The 15,165-nt window shown below is 67.2% G+C and carries 18 protein-coding genes; 1 reads left to right on the forward strand and 17 read right to left on the reverse strand.

Annotated elements, in window-relative coordinates:
- Positions 1-4: 4 nt before the first annotated feature.
- From nuoG to BMZ25_RS02205, 15 genes are all read right to left on the reverse strand, one after another.
- Positions 5-2,023: an NADH-quinone oxidoreductase subunit NuoG gene (nuoG, locus tag BMZ25_RS02135; protein WP_092687652.1), complete on the reverse strand. Its 2,019-nt coding sequence runs from the start codon at positions 2,021-2,023 to the stop codon at positions 5-7.
- Between the two features lie 184 nt (positions 2,024-2,207).
- Positions 2,208-2,615, reverse strand: a complete 408-nt coding sequence (locus BMZ25_RS02140) for a DUF5333 domain-containing protein (RefSeq protein ID WP_092687655.1) — start codon at positions 2,613-2,615, stop codon at positions 2,208-2,210.
- 89 nt (positions 2,616-2,704) lie between these two features.
- Entirely contained in the window at positions 2,705-3,049 is a 345-nt protein-coding gene (locus tag BMZ25_RS02145; protein WP_092687658.1) for a hypothetical protein, read from the reverse strand.
- A 78-nt stretch (positions 3,050-3,127) separates the two neighbouring features.
- The gene (locus tag BMZ25_RS02150) at positions 3,128-3,418 is read right to left on the reverse strand and encodes a putative antibiotic biosynthesis monooxygenase (protein WP_092687661.1); all 291 of its coding nucleotides are present in this window, start codon (positions 3,416-3,418) and stop codon (positions 3,128-3,130) included.
- A gap of 115 nt (positions 3,419-3,533) precedes the next feature.
- Positions 3,534-4,820, reverse strand: a complete 1,287-nt coding sequence (gene nuoF, locus BMZ25_RS02155; protein ID WP_092687664.1) for an NADH-quinone oxidoreductase subunit NuoF — start codon at positions 4,818-4,820, stop codon at positions 3,534-3,536.
- A gap of 4 nt (positions 4,821-4,824) precedes the next feature.
- A complete protein-coding gene (locus BMZ25_RS02160; protein ID WP_092687666.1) occupies positions 4,825-5,052 on the reverse strand; it encodes a DUF5337 domain-containing protein in 228 nt (75 codons plus the stop codon).
- 78 nt (positions 5,053-5,130) lie between these two features.
- Positions 5,131-5,865 carry an endonuclease gene (locus tag BMZ25_RS21095; RefSeq protein ID WP_235859753.1) on the reverse strand — a complete coding sequence of 245 codons (735 nt, stop codon included), beginning with the start codon at positions 5,863-5,865 and terminating at the stop codon, positions 5,131-5,133.
- A 65-nt stretch (positions 5,866-5,930) separates the two neighbouring features.
- Entirely contained in the window at positions 5,931-7,139 is a 1,209-nt protein-coding gene (locus BMZ25_RS02170) for an NADH-quinone oxidoreductase subunit E (RefSeq protein ID WP_092687669.1), read from the reverse strand.
- Positions 7,140-7,229: 90 nt separating this feature from the next.
- A complete protein-coding gene (locus BMZ25_RS02175) occupies positions 7,230-8,441 on the reverse strand; it encodes an NADH-quinone oxidoreductase subunit D (RefSeq protein WP_092687672.1) in 1,212 nt (403 codons plus the stop codon).
- Positions 8,442-8,451: 10 nt separating this feature from the next.
- Positions 8,452-9,348 (reverse strand): sulfotransferase family protein, encoded by an 897-nt coding sequence (locus tag BMZ25_RS02180; RefSeq protein WP_092687675.1) that lies wholly within the window; start codon positions 9,346-9,348, stop codon positions 8,452-8,454.
- Entirely contained in the window at positions 9,348-9,542 is a 195-nt protein-coding gene (locus BMZ25_RS02185) for a hypothetical protein (protein WP_092687678.1), read from the reverse strand. The genes BMZ25_RS02180 and BMZ25_RS02185 overlap by 1 nt, the downstream gene beginning before the upstream one ends.
- Positions 9,542-10,153 carry an NADH-quinone oxidoreductase subunit C gene (locus BMZ25_RS02190; protein ID WP_092687681.1) on the reverse strand — a complete coding sequence of 204 codons (612 nt, stop codon included), beginning with the start codon at positions 10,151-10,153 and terminating at the stop codon, positions 9,542-9,544. The genes BMZ25_RS02185 and BMZ25_RS02190 overlap by 1 nt, the downstream gene beginning before the upstream one ends.
- Positions 10,150-10,683, reverse strand: a complete 534-nt coding sequence (locus BMZ25_RS02195; protein ID WP_092687684.1) for a NuoB/complex I 20 kDa subunit family protein — start codon at positions 10,681-10,683, stop codon at positions 10,150-10,152. The genes BMZ25_RS02190 and BMZ25_RS02195 overlap by 4 nt, the downstream gene beginning before the upstream one ends.
- Positions 10,674-11,027, reverse strand: coding sequence for an NADH-quinone oxidoreductase subunit A (locus BMZ25_RS02200; protein WP_408033420.1), 354 nt, complete (start codon positions 11,025-11,027; stop codon positions 10,674-10,676). The genes BMZ25_RS02195 and BMZ25_RS02200 overlap by 10 nt, the downstream gene beginning before the upstream one ends.
- A 165-nt stretch (positions 11,028-11,192) precedes the next feature.
- Complete coding sequence (locus BMZ25_RS02205) at positions 11,193-11,864, reverse strand: glutathione S-transferase family protein (RefSeq protein ID WP_092687689.1); 672 nt, start codon at positions 11,862-11,864, stop codon at positions 11,193-11,195.
- 229 nt (positions 11,865-12,093) lie between these two features.
- On the opposite strand from BMZ25_RS02205, the gene BMZ25_RS02210 reads away from it, so the two are divergent.
- Positions 12,094-13,224, forward strand: coding sequence for a DcaP family trimeric outer membrane transporter (locus BMZ25_RS02210; RefSeq protein ID WP_092687691.1), 1,131 nt, complete (start codon positions 12,094-12,096; stop codon positions 13,222-13,224).
- 16 nt (positions 13,225-13,240) lie between these two features.
- Here BMZ25_RS02210 and BMZ25_RS02215 read toward each other — a convergent pair whose 3' ends face one another.
- Together BMZ25_RS02215 and BMZ25_RS02220 are read right to left on the reverse strand one after the other, a co-directional pair.
- Entirely contained in the window at positions 13,241-14,452 is a 1,212-nt protein-coding gene (locus BMZ25_RS02215) for a DegT/DnrJ/EryC1/StrS family aminotransferase (protein WP_092687694.1), read from the reverse strand.
- A 9-nt stretch (positions 14,453-14,461) separates the two neighbouring features.
- Positions 14,462-15,127 carry an HAD-IA family hydrolase gene (locus BMZ25_RS02220; protein ID WP_092687697.1) on the reverse strand — a complete coding sequence of 222 codons (666 nt, stop codon included), beginning with the start codon at positions 15,125-15,127 and terminating at the stop codon, positions 14,462-14,464.
- Positions 15,128-15,165 lie beyond the last annotated feature (38 nt).

Raw genomic sequence — 15,165 nt, forward strand, 5'->3', positions numbered from 1 at the left:
CGTCTCACTCGGCCGCGATCTTCTCCGCGGCGCGATCCTTGGCCATCGCGCTGAGCTCGGCCATGACCTCGCTCGACCGCATGATCGGGTTGGCGAGATAGTGCGCCTTCACGTGGGTCGTGAGCGGCTGATCGAGCCCGTCGGTCCCGGCGTCGGAGACCGGCTCGAGCGTGTTCTCGACCACGCGCTCGACCTTCTTGAGATGGGGAACCTCGGCCACCATCGCCTGGCGCAACTGAGCGAGGCTGTCATAGGGCAGCGTGGCGTCCACCTCGGCCGACAGCGCGCGCAGGATCGCCCAGTTCTCCTTGGCCTCGCCGGGCGCGAAGCAGGCGCGCATCGCGATCTGCGGGCGGCCTTCCATGTTCACGAAAAGCCCCTGCTCTTCGGTATAGGCGGCGGCAGGCAGGATCACGTCGGCGCGGTGCGCCCCGCGGTCGCCGTGGCTGCCCTGGTAGATCACGAACGGGCCCTGCGGAATGTCGACCTCGTCCACGCCCAGGGCAAAGACCGTATCCGCCCCGTCGAGTGCTTTGGTCATGCCGCCCTCGGTCACGGCGCCGACATCCATCGCGCCCACGCGGCCGGCCGCGGTGTGCAGGATCAGAAGGCCGGCATTGGCGTCCTCGGCGATCTTCATCGCCCGCGACAGACGTGCCGCGCCGCCTTTCCCCTGCAGCGCGCCCTGGCCGACGATGACCATCGACGGCGCCTCTTCGGTGCCCTTGGTCAGTGGCGTGTCGCCCAGGTCGGACATCGCGGCGCCCGCATGGATGTAGCCGTAGGTCAGGTCGACCGGCTCGCCCACCAGGGTGACGTCCGCACCATAGAGCCATGCCTTGCGGACACGCGAGTTCAGCACCGGCGCCTCGGCGCGCGGGTTGGTTCCGATCATCAGGATGTTTCGTGCATGATCGATGTCCTCGATCGACGCCGTCCCGACATAGCCCGAGCGGTTGCCCGCGGGCAGCGCCGCGCCGTCGGTGCGGCATTCCACGCGGCCGCCCTGCCCCTCGACCAGCTGCTTCAGGGCAAAGGTCGCCTCGGCCGGGGCAAGGTCGCCGATCAGGCCGGCGACGGTCTTGTCCTTCATCGCTTCGGCCGCCGCGGCGAGCGCCTCGGGCCACGTCGCAGGCTTCAGCTTGCCATCCTTGCGGACATAGGGCCGGTCGAGACGCTGGCGCCCGAGCCCGTCCCAGACATAGCGCGAACGGTCCGACAGCCATTCCTCGTTGATGCCGTCATGGTTGCGCGGCAGGATCCGCATCACCTCGCGACCCTTGGTGTCGACGCGGATCGCGGCGCCCATGCCATCCATCACGTCGATCGTCTCGGTCTTGGTCAGCTCCCAGGGCCGCGCGGTGAAGGCATAGGGCTTGGACGTCAGCGCGCCCACCGGGCACAGATCGACGATGTTGCCCTGCATCTCGGAATCGAGCGTCTGGCCCAGATACGAGGTGATCTCGGCATCCTCCCCCCGGCCGGTCTGGCCGAGCTCCGGCATGCCCGCGACCTCGGTGATGAAGCGGACGCAGCGCGTGCACGAGATGCAGCGCGTCATGTGCGTGCCGACGAGCGGGCCGAGATCGACGTTCGCCACGGCGCGCTTGGGCTCGCGATAGCGCGAGAAGTCGACGCCATAGGCCATCGCCTGATCCTGCAGATCGCATTCCCCGCCCTGGTCGCAGATCGGGCAGTCGAGCGGATGGTTGATGAGCAGGAACTCCATCACCCCTTCGCGCGCCTTCTTGACCATCGGCGAGTTCGTCTTGACCTGCGGCGGCTCACCGTCCTTGCCGGGGCGCAGGTCGCGGACCTGCATCGCGCAGGAGGCGGCGGGCTTCGGCGGGCCGCCGACGACCTCGACCAGGCACATCCGGCAATTGCCGGCGATCGACAGGCGCTCGTGGTAGCAGAACCGGGGGATCTCCACCCCGGCAAGCTCGCACGCCTGGATCAGCGTAATGGCGGGATCGACGTCGATATCCTTGCCGTCGATGTTGATTGTGCGGGTGTCGGTCATGTCCGGTCTCTCCTGCTCGGCACGGACACCGCGTGAGCGCCGGCCCGGCATCGGTCTTGGCGCAGGTCGCGCTGCGCCGCAACACCCGTTCGGACCATGGGCATCCGTCCTGTCGCGGATTATCTAGCACCAGCCGCGCCGAGGCCCAAGGGGCCGGACGCCTCAAATCGGCTCGACCCGGACCTTAATGCGCCGAGAGCAGCCGTCCGGCCTGCGTTTCGGCAGCAATTTCGGCGCGGCCAACCGCGCAATAGCCCTCGGGATTGTCCGGCGTGGCGCCCCGCGCGGCCAGATCGGCGCGGATGCGGTAGCGCAACGCGTCCTCGGCGGCGTCGTTGTTGCGCAGCGCCTTGATGTCGGCCGAGCTGTATCCCTTGCGCTCGGCGTAGTTCTTCAGAGAGTTCAGGAACGTTACCGCCCGGATCCAGCGCGGCGAGATGTCGTCGCAGTTCTTGCGTACCTCGTCGGCGAGACCGATCGCGTAGAATCCCGACACCACGGTCGGGTCCTCTTCCAGCGGCGGCAGCGCCTGGGCGATGGCCGGGTTGCTCAGTCCGACGACAAGGGCGAGCGCGGCGATGGGGCGTGTCATGCGGAACTCCTGCGTCAATGGGCGGCACATCCCGGCACCGATATCGCCATCCCGCGCCCCCGTGACAAGTCACGCGACCGCGAGCCGCCTCAACGGAAGGTGCAGCGCCCCGCCACGGTCAGGTTCCGCCCGTCGCTCCGGACGTCCCAGTCTCCGGTCGCCGGATCGTTTGCCCAGTCAACGTCAGGCCCGCCATAGCGCTTGATGCAGTAGCTGACGCCACCGTAGCGCAGCGATTCGCGTACCGCGGCAAGCTCGTTTCCGGCGGCGCGGTAGGCCGTCACGGAAAAGTCGCGCTGATCTTCGCCGCGCGACAGGCTGGTGCTGAACGGCAAGGCGCGCTCGGCCTCTGCCCGCGTGCCCAACACGCGCGAACGGATGCCGCATCCGGCGAGGGACGCGATCAGGACCAGGAAAACCGCCATTCGCAGCATGTTGCACACCTTCGGGCCGTACGGGTTCGGACCGTCCTTAACCCATCCGGCCGCCGCGGCCAATCCTGACCGGCGCGTTCAGCCCGCCGCGTCCCGAACGATCCGCGCATCCGTTGCACCGACCGCACGCGCCTGGTCGATCTTGAGCTCGGCCACGCTCTCGTGACGCATCCGCGCGACCACCCGTTCGATCATCGGCAGCACGACGACAGAGATCGTCGGCACGGTGAACAGCGTCGAGAACAGGATCTTGAGCCAGAGCGACACATCGATACCAAGCCACTCGAAGGCATAGGAAAACAGTAGGACGCCCGGATATACGCAAATCCAGATCAGTCCGACGAAAACGAGGCGGTCTTTGACGCGCAAGGCGAGCTCCTGTGGCTGTGGGCCCGCGTGCCGCGCGCCGAAGGGGAGAGCCTACAAACGACAACGCCCGCCGCACGGTTTCCCGGCGGCGGGCGCGTCAGAACGGCGCGGCGCATCACTCGGCGGCGATCGGCGCCCCGCGCTTGTGCTTGATGCGGTCCTCGATCTCGTCGCGGAAGTGACGGATCAGGCCCTGGATCGGCCAGGCCGCGGCATCGCCGAGCGCGCAAATCGTGTGCCCCTCGACCTGCTTGGTCACGTCCAGCAGCATGTCGATCTCTTCCGGAGCCGCCTCGCCTGTGACGAGACGGTCCATCACGCGCATCATCCAGCCCGCGCCTTCGCGGCACGGCGTGCACTGTCCGCAGCTCTCGTGCTTGTAGAACTTGGACAGGCGCCAGATCGCCTTGATGATGTCGGTGGACTGATCCATCACGATCACCGCCGCGGTACCCAGGCCCGACCGGTTCTCCTTGAGCCAGTCGAAGTCCATGATGCCGTCTTTCATGATCGAGCCCGGCAGCAGCGGCACCGACGACCCGCCGGGAATCACGGCCTTGAGATTGTCCCAACCGCCGCGGATACCGCCGCAATGACGGTCGATCAGTTCCTCGAACGAGATCGACATCTCTTCCTCGACCACGCAGGGATTGTTCACGTGGCCCGAGACGGCGAAGATCTTTGTCCCGGCATTGTTCGCCCGCCCCATGCTGGAGAACCAGTCGGACCCGCGCCGCAGGATGGTCGGCACGACGGCGATGGATTCGACGTTGTTCACTGTGGTCGGGCAACCGTAGAGGCCCGCGCCGGCGGGGAACGGCGGCTTCATCCGCGGCATCCCCTTCTTACCCTCGAGGCTTTCCAGCAGCGCCGTCTCCTCGCCGCAGATATAGGCGCCGGCGCCGTGGACCAGGAACAGGTCGAAATCCCAGCCCGAGCCGGCGGCGTTCGCGCCCAGCAGACCGTCCTCGTAGGCGGCGTCGATCGCGGCCTGCAGCGCCTCACGCTCGCGGATGTATTCGCCGCGGATATAGATGTAGCAGGCATGGGCGTTCATCGCGAACGAGGCGATCAGGCACCCCTCGATCAGCGTGTGCGGCTCGTGCCGCATGATCTCGCGGTCCTTGCAGGTGCCCGGCTCGGATTCGTCGGCGTTCACCACCAGGTAGGCCGGGCGTCCGTCGCTTTCCTTCGGCATGAAGGACCACTTCATGCCGGTGGGGAAGCCGGCGCCGCCGCGTCCGCGCAAGCCGCTTTCCTTGACCTGCTCGACGACCCAGTCGCGACCCTTCTTGATGATGTCGGCCGTGCCGTCCCACTGCCCGCGCGCCTTCGCTCCGGCGAGCGACCGGTCGTGCATGCCGTAGAGATTGGTGAAAATCCGGTCTTCGTCCTTGAGCATCGTTCTATCCGTCCTGCTTGTCCCGGCGCCTGCGCCAGATCTGATATGTCACCGCAAGCGACCACACGAAAGCCGCCAAGGCGGCGAGATCGAACAAAAAGAGCCAGCGCGCCGGCCAGCCGAGGCCGGTTCCAAGCCAGTTCAGCCCGATCCAGGCAAACATGGTTCCGACCATCACCAACGCCACGAGTTTGGCGCGGCGGGCCAGGATCATGTCTTCGTCGTCGGCCATGGGCCCCCGTTCGATCCTCTATCGCGGGACGGTCCTAGCGCAGATTTGCGCCGGAGGCGAGCCGACCTATCGTCACGGTCAGTAGACGTCGCCCTTGTCGACCCGCTTGGAAAACTCCGTCTCTCCGCCACCGGCGAGCACCTTGGCCTGCGCGACCCAGTCGTCCCGGCTGACCCGCCCCTTGAACCCCTCGAGGTTCTGGTCGACCCAGGCGACCTCGGCCGGTCCCCACGCCGCGATCTGGTCGAAATGGTACAGGCCCATGCCGTGCAACATCTCCTCCAGCTTGGGACCGACGCCCTTGATCTCCTTCAGGTCGTCCGCTCCCCCCTCGCGCGGGGCGTTCAACGTCGGCGGCTTCGTGCCCTCGCCCGCCGCGTCCACCGCGTCCCGGCTCGGCCCCGAGGCCGCGGCCCCGCCATGCGACTCGTAGCGCCACTCGCCCTTGCGATCCGCCAGTTCTTCCTCGCCCGGAAGGACGGTGCCGGTTTTCACGCCGCCCTGCGGTCCGCTCGCGTCGGGATGGCCGGCCCGCGCCTCCTCGGCGCTCGGCGCATCGCCGGGCGAGCGCAGATGGTCCGAGGTCCGTTCCGCGACCGGCGCGGGCGTCTCGCCATGCGCACGATGTCCCGGTCCGCGGTGGAAGCCCCGGAACAGGACCACGGCGGCCACGGCCGCGACCGCCAAGGCCAGAAACAGTGCCGGTGAGAAGGCGAACCCGCCAACCACCATCAACGCCACGAAAGCGACAAGCCAGATGCCGGCGGAAATGCCGCCGACTGCGGCCAGAGACCCCTGCGTTTGTTTCGACATACCTTCACTCTCCCTGTCGTAAAGGGCCACCCAGAGCTGCCCCCACGTCAGGTTGTAGCGTGAAATCAGGTGTCTGTCTCCCCGTCCGAGTTCAGGCCGCGTGCCTGGCCGACCCAGTCGTCCCGGACGGCCCGTCCCTTGAAACCTTCGATGTTACGGTCGACCCAGGCCAGCTCGGCCTCGTTCCAGCCGGCGATCTGGTCGAAATGGTAGATGCCGCGGCCGTTCAGCTGCTCGGCCAGCTTGGGACCGATTCCCTTGATCCGGGTCAGGTCGTCGCCCTTTCCGTCCCGCGGCTTGTCCAGCCCCTCGGGCTGTCGCGTGTCCTCGTCCGGCAGGTCCGACGCGGCCCCGGTTTCACCCGCGCGCGATGTCGCGGAGGCTGCGGCGGCAGGCGCGCCCTCGGCGGGGCGTCCCTTCTGGTCGACGGGCGCTTCCTGCTTGGTCGTCCCGGTGGCGTCCGGCGCAGTGTGCTCGGCGGGCTGCGGCCCCGGCGTCTGGCCGGAATCGGGCGTACGAGTCAGGTTGTCGCCGCGCTCGATCGCGGGCTGCTTGCCGGCCGCGCCGGCCGGGCGCCACGGCTTGAGCAGCGGCACCTCGGTGCCGTCGATGCGCTTGACCGTGTCGCCGATCGACTTGGCGAGGTCGATGCTGGCGTTGTGCGGCTGGCGCTTGTCGTCATCCACCTGCAGCGATGTCAGCCCGCCCGCCGGCTCGCTCGCGAAGCGGCCCTGCTGCGGGCCCGGCGTCGGCACCTTGCCGGCGGCCATCTCGTCGAGGATCTCGGCGAAACGCTCCTGCGTCAGATCCTCGTAGTAATCCTTGCCGATCATCGCCATCGGCGCGTTCGCGCAGGCACCAAGGCACTCGACTTCTTCCCAGGTAAACTTGCCGTCGTCGGAGATCTCGAACTGGTTCTGCGCGATCCTCTCCTTGCAAACGGCCATGAGGTCCTCGGCGCCGCAGATCATGCAGGATGTGGTGCCGCAGACCTGGACATGCGCGATGCTGCCCACGGGGTGCAGCTGGAACATGAAGTAGAAGGTCGCCACTTCGAGCACCCGGATATCGGCCATGCCCAGCATCTCGGCGATGTATTCGATCGCCTTGCGGCTGATCCAGCCCTCCTGCTCCTGCGCGCGCCACAGAAGCGGGATCACGGCGCTCGCCTGGCGGCCTTCGGGATACTTGGTGATCTGCGCCATCGCCCATTCCAGGTTGGCGGGCGTGAAGGCGAAGCTCTCGGGCTGGTCGTGGTGAAGACGACGTAGCATGTGTCGTTATCCTGTCCGGGTCCTATTGGGCCATGCGAGATGGCCGGAAAGTGGGGCGGAAAGACCGGGCGCACCGGCGCCCGCCCTTTCTCAGCGGTCGACTTCGCCGAAAACGATGTCGAGCGTGCCGATGATCGCGGCGACGTCGGCCAGCTGGTGGCCCTTGGTCAGATGGTCCATCGCCTGCAGATGAAGGTATCCCGGCGCGCGGATCTTGGCGCGATAGGGACGGTTCGTGCCATCGGCCACGAGATACACGCCGAACTCGCCCTTGGGCGCCTCGACCGCGGCGTAGATCTCGCCCTCGGGGACGTGGAAGCCCTCGGTATAAAGCTTGAAGTGATGGATCAGCGCTTCCATCGAGGTCTTCATGTCGCCGCGCGTGGGCGGGGCGATCTTGCCGCGCGCCATCACCGGGCCCGGCTCGTTGCGCAGTTTCTCGCAGGCCTGCTTCACGATGCGCACCGATTCCCGCATCTCGGCCATGCGGACGAGGTAGCGGTCGTAGCAGTCCCCGTTCTTGCCGACCGGGATCTTGAAGTCGAACTCGTCGTAGCACTCGTAGGGCTGCGCGCGCCGCAGATCCCAGGCCAGGCCCGAGCCCCGCACCATCACGCCGGAGAAGCCCCAGTCCTGGATGTCCTGCTCGTTCACGACGGCGATGTTGGCGTTGCGCTGCTTGAAAATTCGGTTCTCGGTCAGCAGACCGTCGATGTCGTCGAGCACGGGGGGAAACGCGTCCGCCCACTCGTCGATGTCCTCGATCAGCTTGGGCGGCAGATCCTGGTGGACGCCGCCGGGACGGAAATACGCCGCGTGAAGCCGCGCGCCGCAGGCCCGCTCGTAGAAGATCATCAGCTTCTCGCGCTCTTCGAAGCCCCAGAGCGGCGGGGTCAGCGCGCCCACGTCCATCGCCTGCGTCGTGACGTTCAGCAGGTGGTTCAGGATGCGGCCGATCTCGCTATAGAGCACGCGGATCAGCTGCGCCCGGCGCGGCACCTCGGTGCCGGTCAGCCGCTCGATCGCCAGGCACCACGCGTGCTCCTGGTTCATCGGCGCAACATAGTCGAGCCGGTCGAAATACGGCAGGTTCTGCAGGTAGGTCCTGCTCTCCATCAGTTTTTCTGTGCCGCGGTGGAGAAGGCCGATATGCGGGTCGACGCGGTCCACGATCTCGCCGTCAAGCTCCAGCACTAGCCGGAGCACGCCGTGCGCGGCGGGGTGCTGCGGCCCGAAGTTGATGTTGAAGTTGCGGATCTTCTGTTCGCCGGTTTCGACGTCGCCGAATTTCTGTCCATCCATGGTCAGACCCTCATCCAGTCGCGCCGCGCAGGGACGGCGCCGTGACGTCCAGCCAGGCGTCGGGCAGCCGACCCATCACCTTTTGGACATGCTCGTATTGCGGTTGCAGCCAAGCCCGCGCTCGTCTGCGCTGGCCCGGCTTCAGCTCGATCTTCTCGCCCTCGTGCACCCGGCGGGCGGTGTCGCCCTCGCGCGCGGATATGCCGAGGAAACGGCACAGGCGCGGCAAACCGCCCGGCGCGATCAGCTCTTCGTAGAACATCACCAGCAGCCGCTCGGGCGCGATGGCAGCGTCGAGACGCCCCAGGGCGCCGGCATAGTCGCCCCGAATCTCGATTTCGCGTTCTTCGCCGCGCAGCGTGCGGTTCAGGATACGCGCGGTACGCTCGGGCTCGGCCGTGGGTTCGGGGCTGCGCCGGCGGGCGATCATGCGCACATGGCTCCACAGACGTGCGACGGGGTCGCGCAGCAGGTAGACGAAGCGCACGTCCGGCAGAAGCCGTGCCATCGCCGAAAGCCGCTCGGTCGGAAGCAGCGCATAGGCCGGCGTCACGTCGCCCACCAAGGCAGCCTCGCCCCGCCCGGCTTGGAGGTAGTCAAGGTAGCCGCTGACATCGCCCTCGTCCGCGGTCAGCACGTCGCGGTAGGCGCGGCGGTCGGCAATACGCTCTTCCAGCCGCGGGCGCCGCTCGACCGGGGCGGTCCACCAGCGCTGCGTGAGAGTGTCGATCGTCTCGCCATGCTGCCGCGCCTCGACATCGCGCCGGCCGGACTCGAGCGCATCGAAGTAATGCAGTTCCTTGATCGACCGCAGATGACATTCGGGATGCCCTGCGAGTTCCTCGTAGAGCCACGAGGTCCCCGCCTTGGTCGCGCCGACGCAGAACATGAGGGTTGGCGCCGCCATCACACCCCCGCGCGATCCGAGAACTTGTCGCGGAACGCGATGATCCACAGCAGGATGATCGCGCCGACGGGCAGCACGGCGAACAGCGCGAACGGAGCCGCGATGCCGTAACGGGGCAGAATCTTCCAGAACGGGATCACGAGCAGCGCCGTGAGCACCAGATACCAGAGCACCCCGTTGCCGCCGCCGATCATCACTTTGCACCTTCCGTGCTCTTCTCGTCGCCGGGCAGGACGTAATCCGCGCCTTCCCACGGCGACATGAAGTCGAACTGGCGATACTCCTGCACCAGCTTGACCGGCTCGTAGATCACGCGCTTGACCTCTTCGTCGTAGCGCACCTCGGTGTAGCCGGTGGTCGGGAAGTCCTTGCGCAGCGGATACCCGCGGAAGCCATAGTCCGTCAGGATGCGCCGCAGGTCGGGATGCCCGGTGAAGAGCAGCCCGTACATGTCGAAGACCTCGCGCTCGAACCAGTTGGCCGCCGGGAACACATTGGTGATCGAGGGCAGCATGTCCTCTTCCCGCGCGCCCAGCTTCAGGCGGATGCGATGGTTCTGGTACATCGACAGGAAGTGGTAGACGACCTCGAACCGGGCCTCGCGCTGGGGGAAGTCGACGGCGGTGATGTCCACCAGCGTCGAGAACCGGCACGTGCGGTCGGTCTTGAGGAAGTCCACCAGCGACACCAGCGACGACGGCGCGATGGTCAGCGTCAGCTCGCCATGGGTGATGTGCCAGTTCAGAACGCAGTCGGGGCGCTTCGCCTCGATGTGTTCGCCGAGTTCGTTCAGTGCCTCGCTCATCGCGTGATCGTCCCCGTCCGGCGGATCTTACGTTGCAGCTGCAGGATGCCATAGAGCAGCGCCTCGGCCGACGGCGGGCAGCCCGGCACGTAGATGTCGATCGGGATCACCCGGTCGCAGCCGCGCACGACGCTGTAGCTGTAGTGATAGTAGCCGCCGCCATTGGCGCAGCTGCCCATCGAGATGGTGTAGCGTGGCTCGGGCATCTGGTCGTAGACCTTGCGCAGGGCGGGCGCCATCTTGTTGGTCAGCGTGCCGGCAACGATCATGCAGTCGGACTGGCGCGGAGAGGCCCGCGGCGCGACGCCGAACCGCTCGGCGTCGTAGCGCGGCATCGAGGTGTGCATCATCTCGACCGCGCAGCAGGCCAGACCGAACGTCATCCAGTGCAGCGACCCGGTACGCGCCCAGTTGATGATGTCCTCGGTCGAGGTCAGCAGGAAGCCCTTGTCCTGCAGCTCGGTGTTGAGTTTCTGCGTGGTGACGTCGCGATCGACGCCCGCCGTGTTGGCAGCGGTGCTCACTCCCATTCGAGGGCTCCTTTCTTCCATTCGTAGGCGAAGCCCACCGTGAGGACGCCGAGGAAGACCATCATCGACCAGAATCCGACATGGCCGATATCCTTGAACGCCACGGCCCAAGGGAAGAGGAACGCGATCTCGAGGTCGAAGATGATGAACAGGATCGACACGAGATAGAAGCGCACGTCGAACTTCATCCGGGCGTCATCGAAGGCGTTGAAGCCGCATTCGTAGGCGCTGACCTTTTCGGGGTCGGGGTTCCGTACGGCCAGAACGGCGGCGGCACCGATCAGGATCAGCCCGAGAGCAACGGCGAGCCCCAGGAAAATCAGGATCGGCGCGTAATCTTGCATCAGGTCTTCCACGGGAAGGCTCCTTTCATGGGGCAACGCCCCGTGACCGAGTTGGGTTCGGTTTAGACCCGGTCCAAGAGGGGGTCAACCGAACGTGCGGAGCGCAGTCGCTCAAATCCCTGACAGACAGGCCCCTCACGCCGCCCGACGTATCGTCGCAGCTGGTCAGGCCATCTCCCACGCGGGGTAGAATTGCTGCGCGTACAGCCGGTCCGCGCCCTCGGGCGGCAGTGCCGCCTGGAATGCGGGCCGGTCGGTGATCCGCTCGTACCATTCCGCAACCTGAGGAAAGCCCTCGAACGTGGCGAAGTGGCGGGCCATGTAGACCGCCTGCCCCACCGCGATGTCCACGGCCGAGAATCCGCTGGTCAGCAGGTAGTCACGATTCTCCACCGGCGTCGAAAGCCGTCCCTCGATCGCGCCGAAACACTTCTGCACGCGCTTCGCCTCAAGCTGCATTACGATCGGGCTGCGCATCGTGTCCTCGTAGAGCATCACGTGCTGCTGCGTCAGCGCGGCGGAATGCTGGCTGATCGTCTCGGCGAAGTGCAGCCAGACCAGCCAGTCGGCGCGCTCGATGTCTCCGGGAAGACGGCCGAGTCCGGTGTCCTGGAACGTCTCGCACAGCACCTCGATGATCGCGCCCGATTCCCAGATGATGTCGCCGTTCATTTCCAGCGCGGGCACCCGCCCCGCCGGATTCAACGCCAGGTAATCCGCGCTCCGCAGCGTCTTGTCGAAGGGATGAACCTGCAGGCCGTAATCGACCCCGAGTTCATTGAGCAGCCAGAGAACCCGCATCGAGCGCGTCTCGTGGCAATGGTGCAGTCGGATCATCGCGCCTCCGTTGGATCGCAGGGCCATGCCGCGGCGCGGCATCCCGTGACGCTCGCAACCGCGGCACGACTTGGCAAGAGCGGTGTTGCATCAAGCACACGAAAAGGTCGGTTTCGCCCGGTCTCTGGTCGAAAAGCGACATGCGCCCCGGAACCGGCCGCAGGTCCCACCTTTGGACCGACAGGTTCGTCACGCACGGACCGACCGAAGTCCTACAGCGGAGTTTTTCATGAAGAGTAATCTAGTCGCGCGCACCGCGCTTGCCGGCGGTGCGCTGGCCGTTCTGCTGCCGGCCGTCGGCGCAGCGCAGACCGCAGACCCGCAGGCCCGGATCGCCGCGCTCGAACAGCGGGTCGCCGAACTTGAATCCCAGCAGCAGAGCTCGGGCCCGACGCTGGACATGCCGGGCGGCATGAGCGTCGAGATTTACGGCTACGCCAAGGCCGACCTGTTCTTCGATCAGGACTACGACCTGGGCAACACGATCTTCTCGCTGGGCTCGGTCGGTCTGCCGAACGGTCCCGAGGAAGGCGATTTCCAGAACGCCATCGCATACGAAAGCCGCCTGGGCGTGAACACCACGCTGCCGACCGAGATGGGCGACATCAAGACCACCATCGAGGGCGACTTCTACGGCGGCGGCGGCGGCGAGTTCCGCCTGCGCCTTGCCTACGGCGAGTTCATGGGCCTGCAGGCAGGCAAGAACTGGACCAACTGGATGCCGCTCGATTCCTACCCGCTCACGCTGGATTTCCAGGGACCGGCGGGCATCCCCTTCGCGCGTGAAGCGCAAGTTCGCTACACGTTCAATCCCACCGACGCGCTCGAGGCCTCCTTCTCGCTCGAGGACGATCCGAACGACGAGTCCGACCGCTTCGCCGTCACGGCCGCAGGGCAGTATTCGTTCAACGACAGCAACTCGGTCCGGCTCGGCGCCGTGTCGCGCTCGATCGACGACGAGGACGGCTACGGCGTGGTCCTGTCCGGCGTCGCGGGCCTGTGGCAGGGCGGCACCTTCGTCGGCAACTACATCCACGGCGAGGGCATCGGCAGCTACATGGTGTTCCCGACCGACGACGTCTACGACGGCAACGCCGTCGAGACCGACGCGGTGTCGCTGCAGGTCCGGCAGGAAGTGACCGACAAAATCACGCTTTCGGCGGCCTATGGTTACCGTGAGATCGGGGACGGCGCCGTGAACGACACCGAAGAGATCGAAACGATCCACCTCACCGCCACCTACACCCCGGTGGAGCAGGTCACGATGGGCGTCGAGTACATCACCGGCGAACGCACCGAGTTCGACGGCGACAGCTACGACGCCGACCGCGTGCAGGCCTCGGTGCAGTACGACTTCTGATCCCGGCGCCGGGCGGCTATTCCGCGGCCGCCCGGCCCTGCCAGACCGCGCCGACCTCGGCGCGGATGATGCGGGCGATCTGCGCGCAATCCCTTTCGTCGAACGTCAGCGGCAGCCGCATGTCGAGCAGCCCGGCCAGGACACGGTCCGTCTCGGGCATCGGCTCGGGCGCGGCGTAGCGCCAGTGCACGTAGCGCGAGGTGAAGGCCGCCGGCGCCTCGGCCCCGAACCATTTCAGCTCGACCCCGCGGGCGGCGCAGCGCTCGACCACGTCCCGCACCGCCTCTGGCGACCAATCCTCCAGCAGGAACTGGAAGGACGACCCGACGAACGCCTCCGGCGCCGGGCGGTCGATCAGCGTCAGGCCCGGCGTTTCGGCCAGGCCCGCCTCGACCACGCGATACCGGGCCGTCCACGCGGCACAGTTCCGGTCCAGCGCCCGCAGTTGCGGCCGAAGGATTGCCGCGCGCAGGTTGTCCATCCGGCCCGAGACGTTGGGGATGTCGGGATGTTGCGTTTCGAAATGGGCGGGCGGCGGCGCGGCGGCGTGCCGGTCGAACAGCATGTAGCTGCCCGACAGCAGGATCGCCCGCGCCATCACGTCGGGATCGTCCCCGACGATCAGCCCCCCCTCGCCCGAGTTCATGTGCTTGTAGGTCTGGGTCGAGTAGCACCCCAGCGCCCCGTGCCGGCCCGACGGCACTCCGTTCCAGCGCGCGCCCATGGTATGCGCGCAATCCTCGATAACCGTGACGCCAGCGGCATCGCAGATCCGCATCAGCGCCTCCATGTCGCAGACATGCCCGCGCATGTGCGACAGTAGCAGCACCCCCGCGCCGCTCGACGCGATCTTCGCCGATAGGTCGTCGAGGTCCAGAGTCAGTCCGCGGGTCACGCCGACGAAGACGGGATGCCCGCCGACGCTCTGGATCGCGCCGGGCACGGGCGCCAGCGTGAAGGCGTTCGACAGGACCGGCTCGCCGCCGCCGACGCCCACCGCCCGCAGCGCCGTCGCCAGCGCGGACCCGCCCGAGGCGACGGCAAGGCAGTAGCGCGCCCCAGTATAGGCGGCGAACTCCACCTCCAGCCGGGCGACCTCCGCCGTCTCGCCCGGAGCCGAGTTGTAGCGGTGCAGCCGGCCGTGGCGCATCACCTCGACCGCGGCGTCGATGCCATCCTCGGGAATCGGCTCCTGCTGCGTAAAGCTGCCCTCGAACCGTTCGGTCATGCCCGCTCCTCAGCCGATCAGACCGCGCACCACGCCGCCCAGTTCGTCATAATGGGGCAACAGCGCCTCGGGTGCCAGATCGGCGACGCCGGCGCCTTCTGGGCCGAACGTGACCAGCACCGAGGGCACGCCCGCGGCGCGGGCCGTCTCGCGGTCGGTGACGGTGTCGCCCACCAGCAGCGACCGCGTCGGATCGCCGCCCGCCAGCCGCACCGCCTCGAAATAAGGCGCGGGGTCTGGCTTGCGCAGGGGCAGCGTGTCCGCCCCGACCAGCGCGCCGAACCAGTGCCGCGCGCGAAGGCGGGTCATCAGCGTCTCGGCCAGCCCGCTGGGCTTGTTGGTGCAGATGGCCACGGCATAGCCTTCGTCTCGCAGGGCCGCGATCGCCGCCGCGACACCGGGATAGAGCACCGTGTGGGTGTCGATGTTCTCGCCGTAGAGTTCGAGCAGCCGCGGATACTGCGCCTCGACCGCGGCATCGACATCCGCCTCGTCCAGCCGCTCGAACCCGAGCCGCAGCATCGCGCGGCCGCCGCGGAACGCGGTCGACTTGTCGGCCACGGGATCGAGCTGCGGCCCCGCGCCGATCTCGCCGAAGCAGCCGTTCGCCGCCGCTATCAGGTCGGCGCCCGTATCGGCGAGCGTGCCGTCGAGGTCGAAGATCACAGTGCGCATGGTGTCCTTTCGATGCCGACGCGTTCCGACGGATGAAA

Origin of the sequence: Tranquillimonas rosea (assembly GCF_900111315.1) — a bacterium.
GTDB lineage: Bacteria > Pseudomonadota > Alphaproteobacteria > Rhodobacterales > Rhodobacteraceae > Tranquillimonas > Tranquillimonas rosea.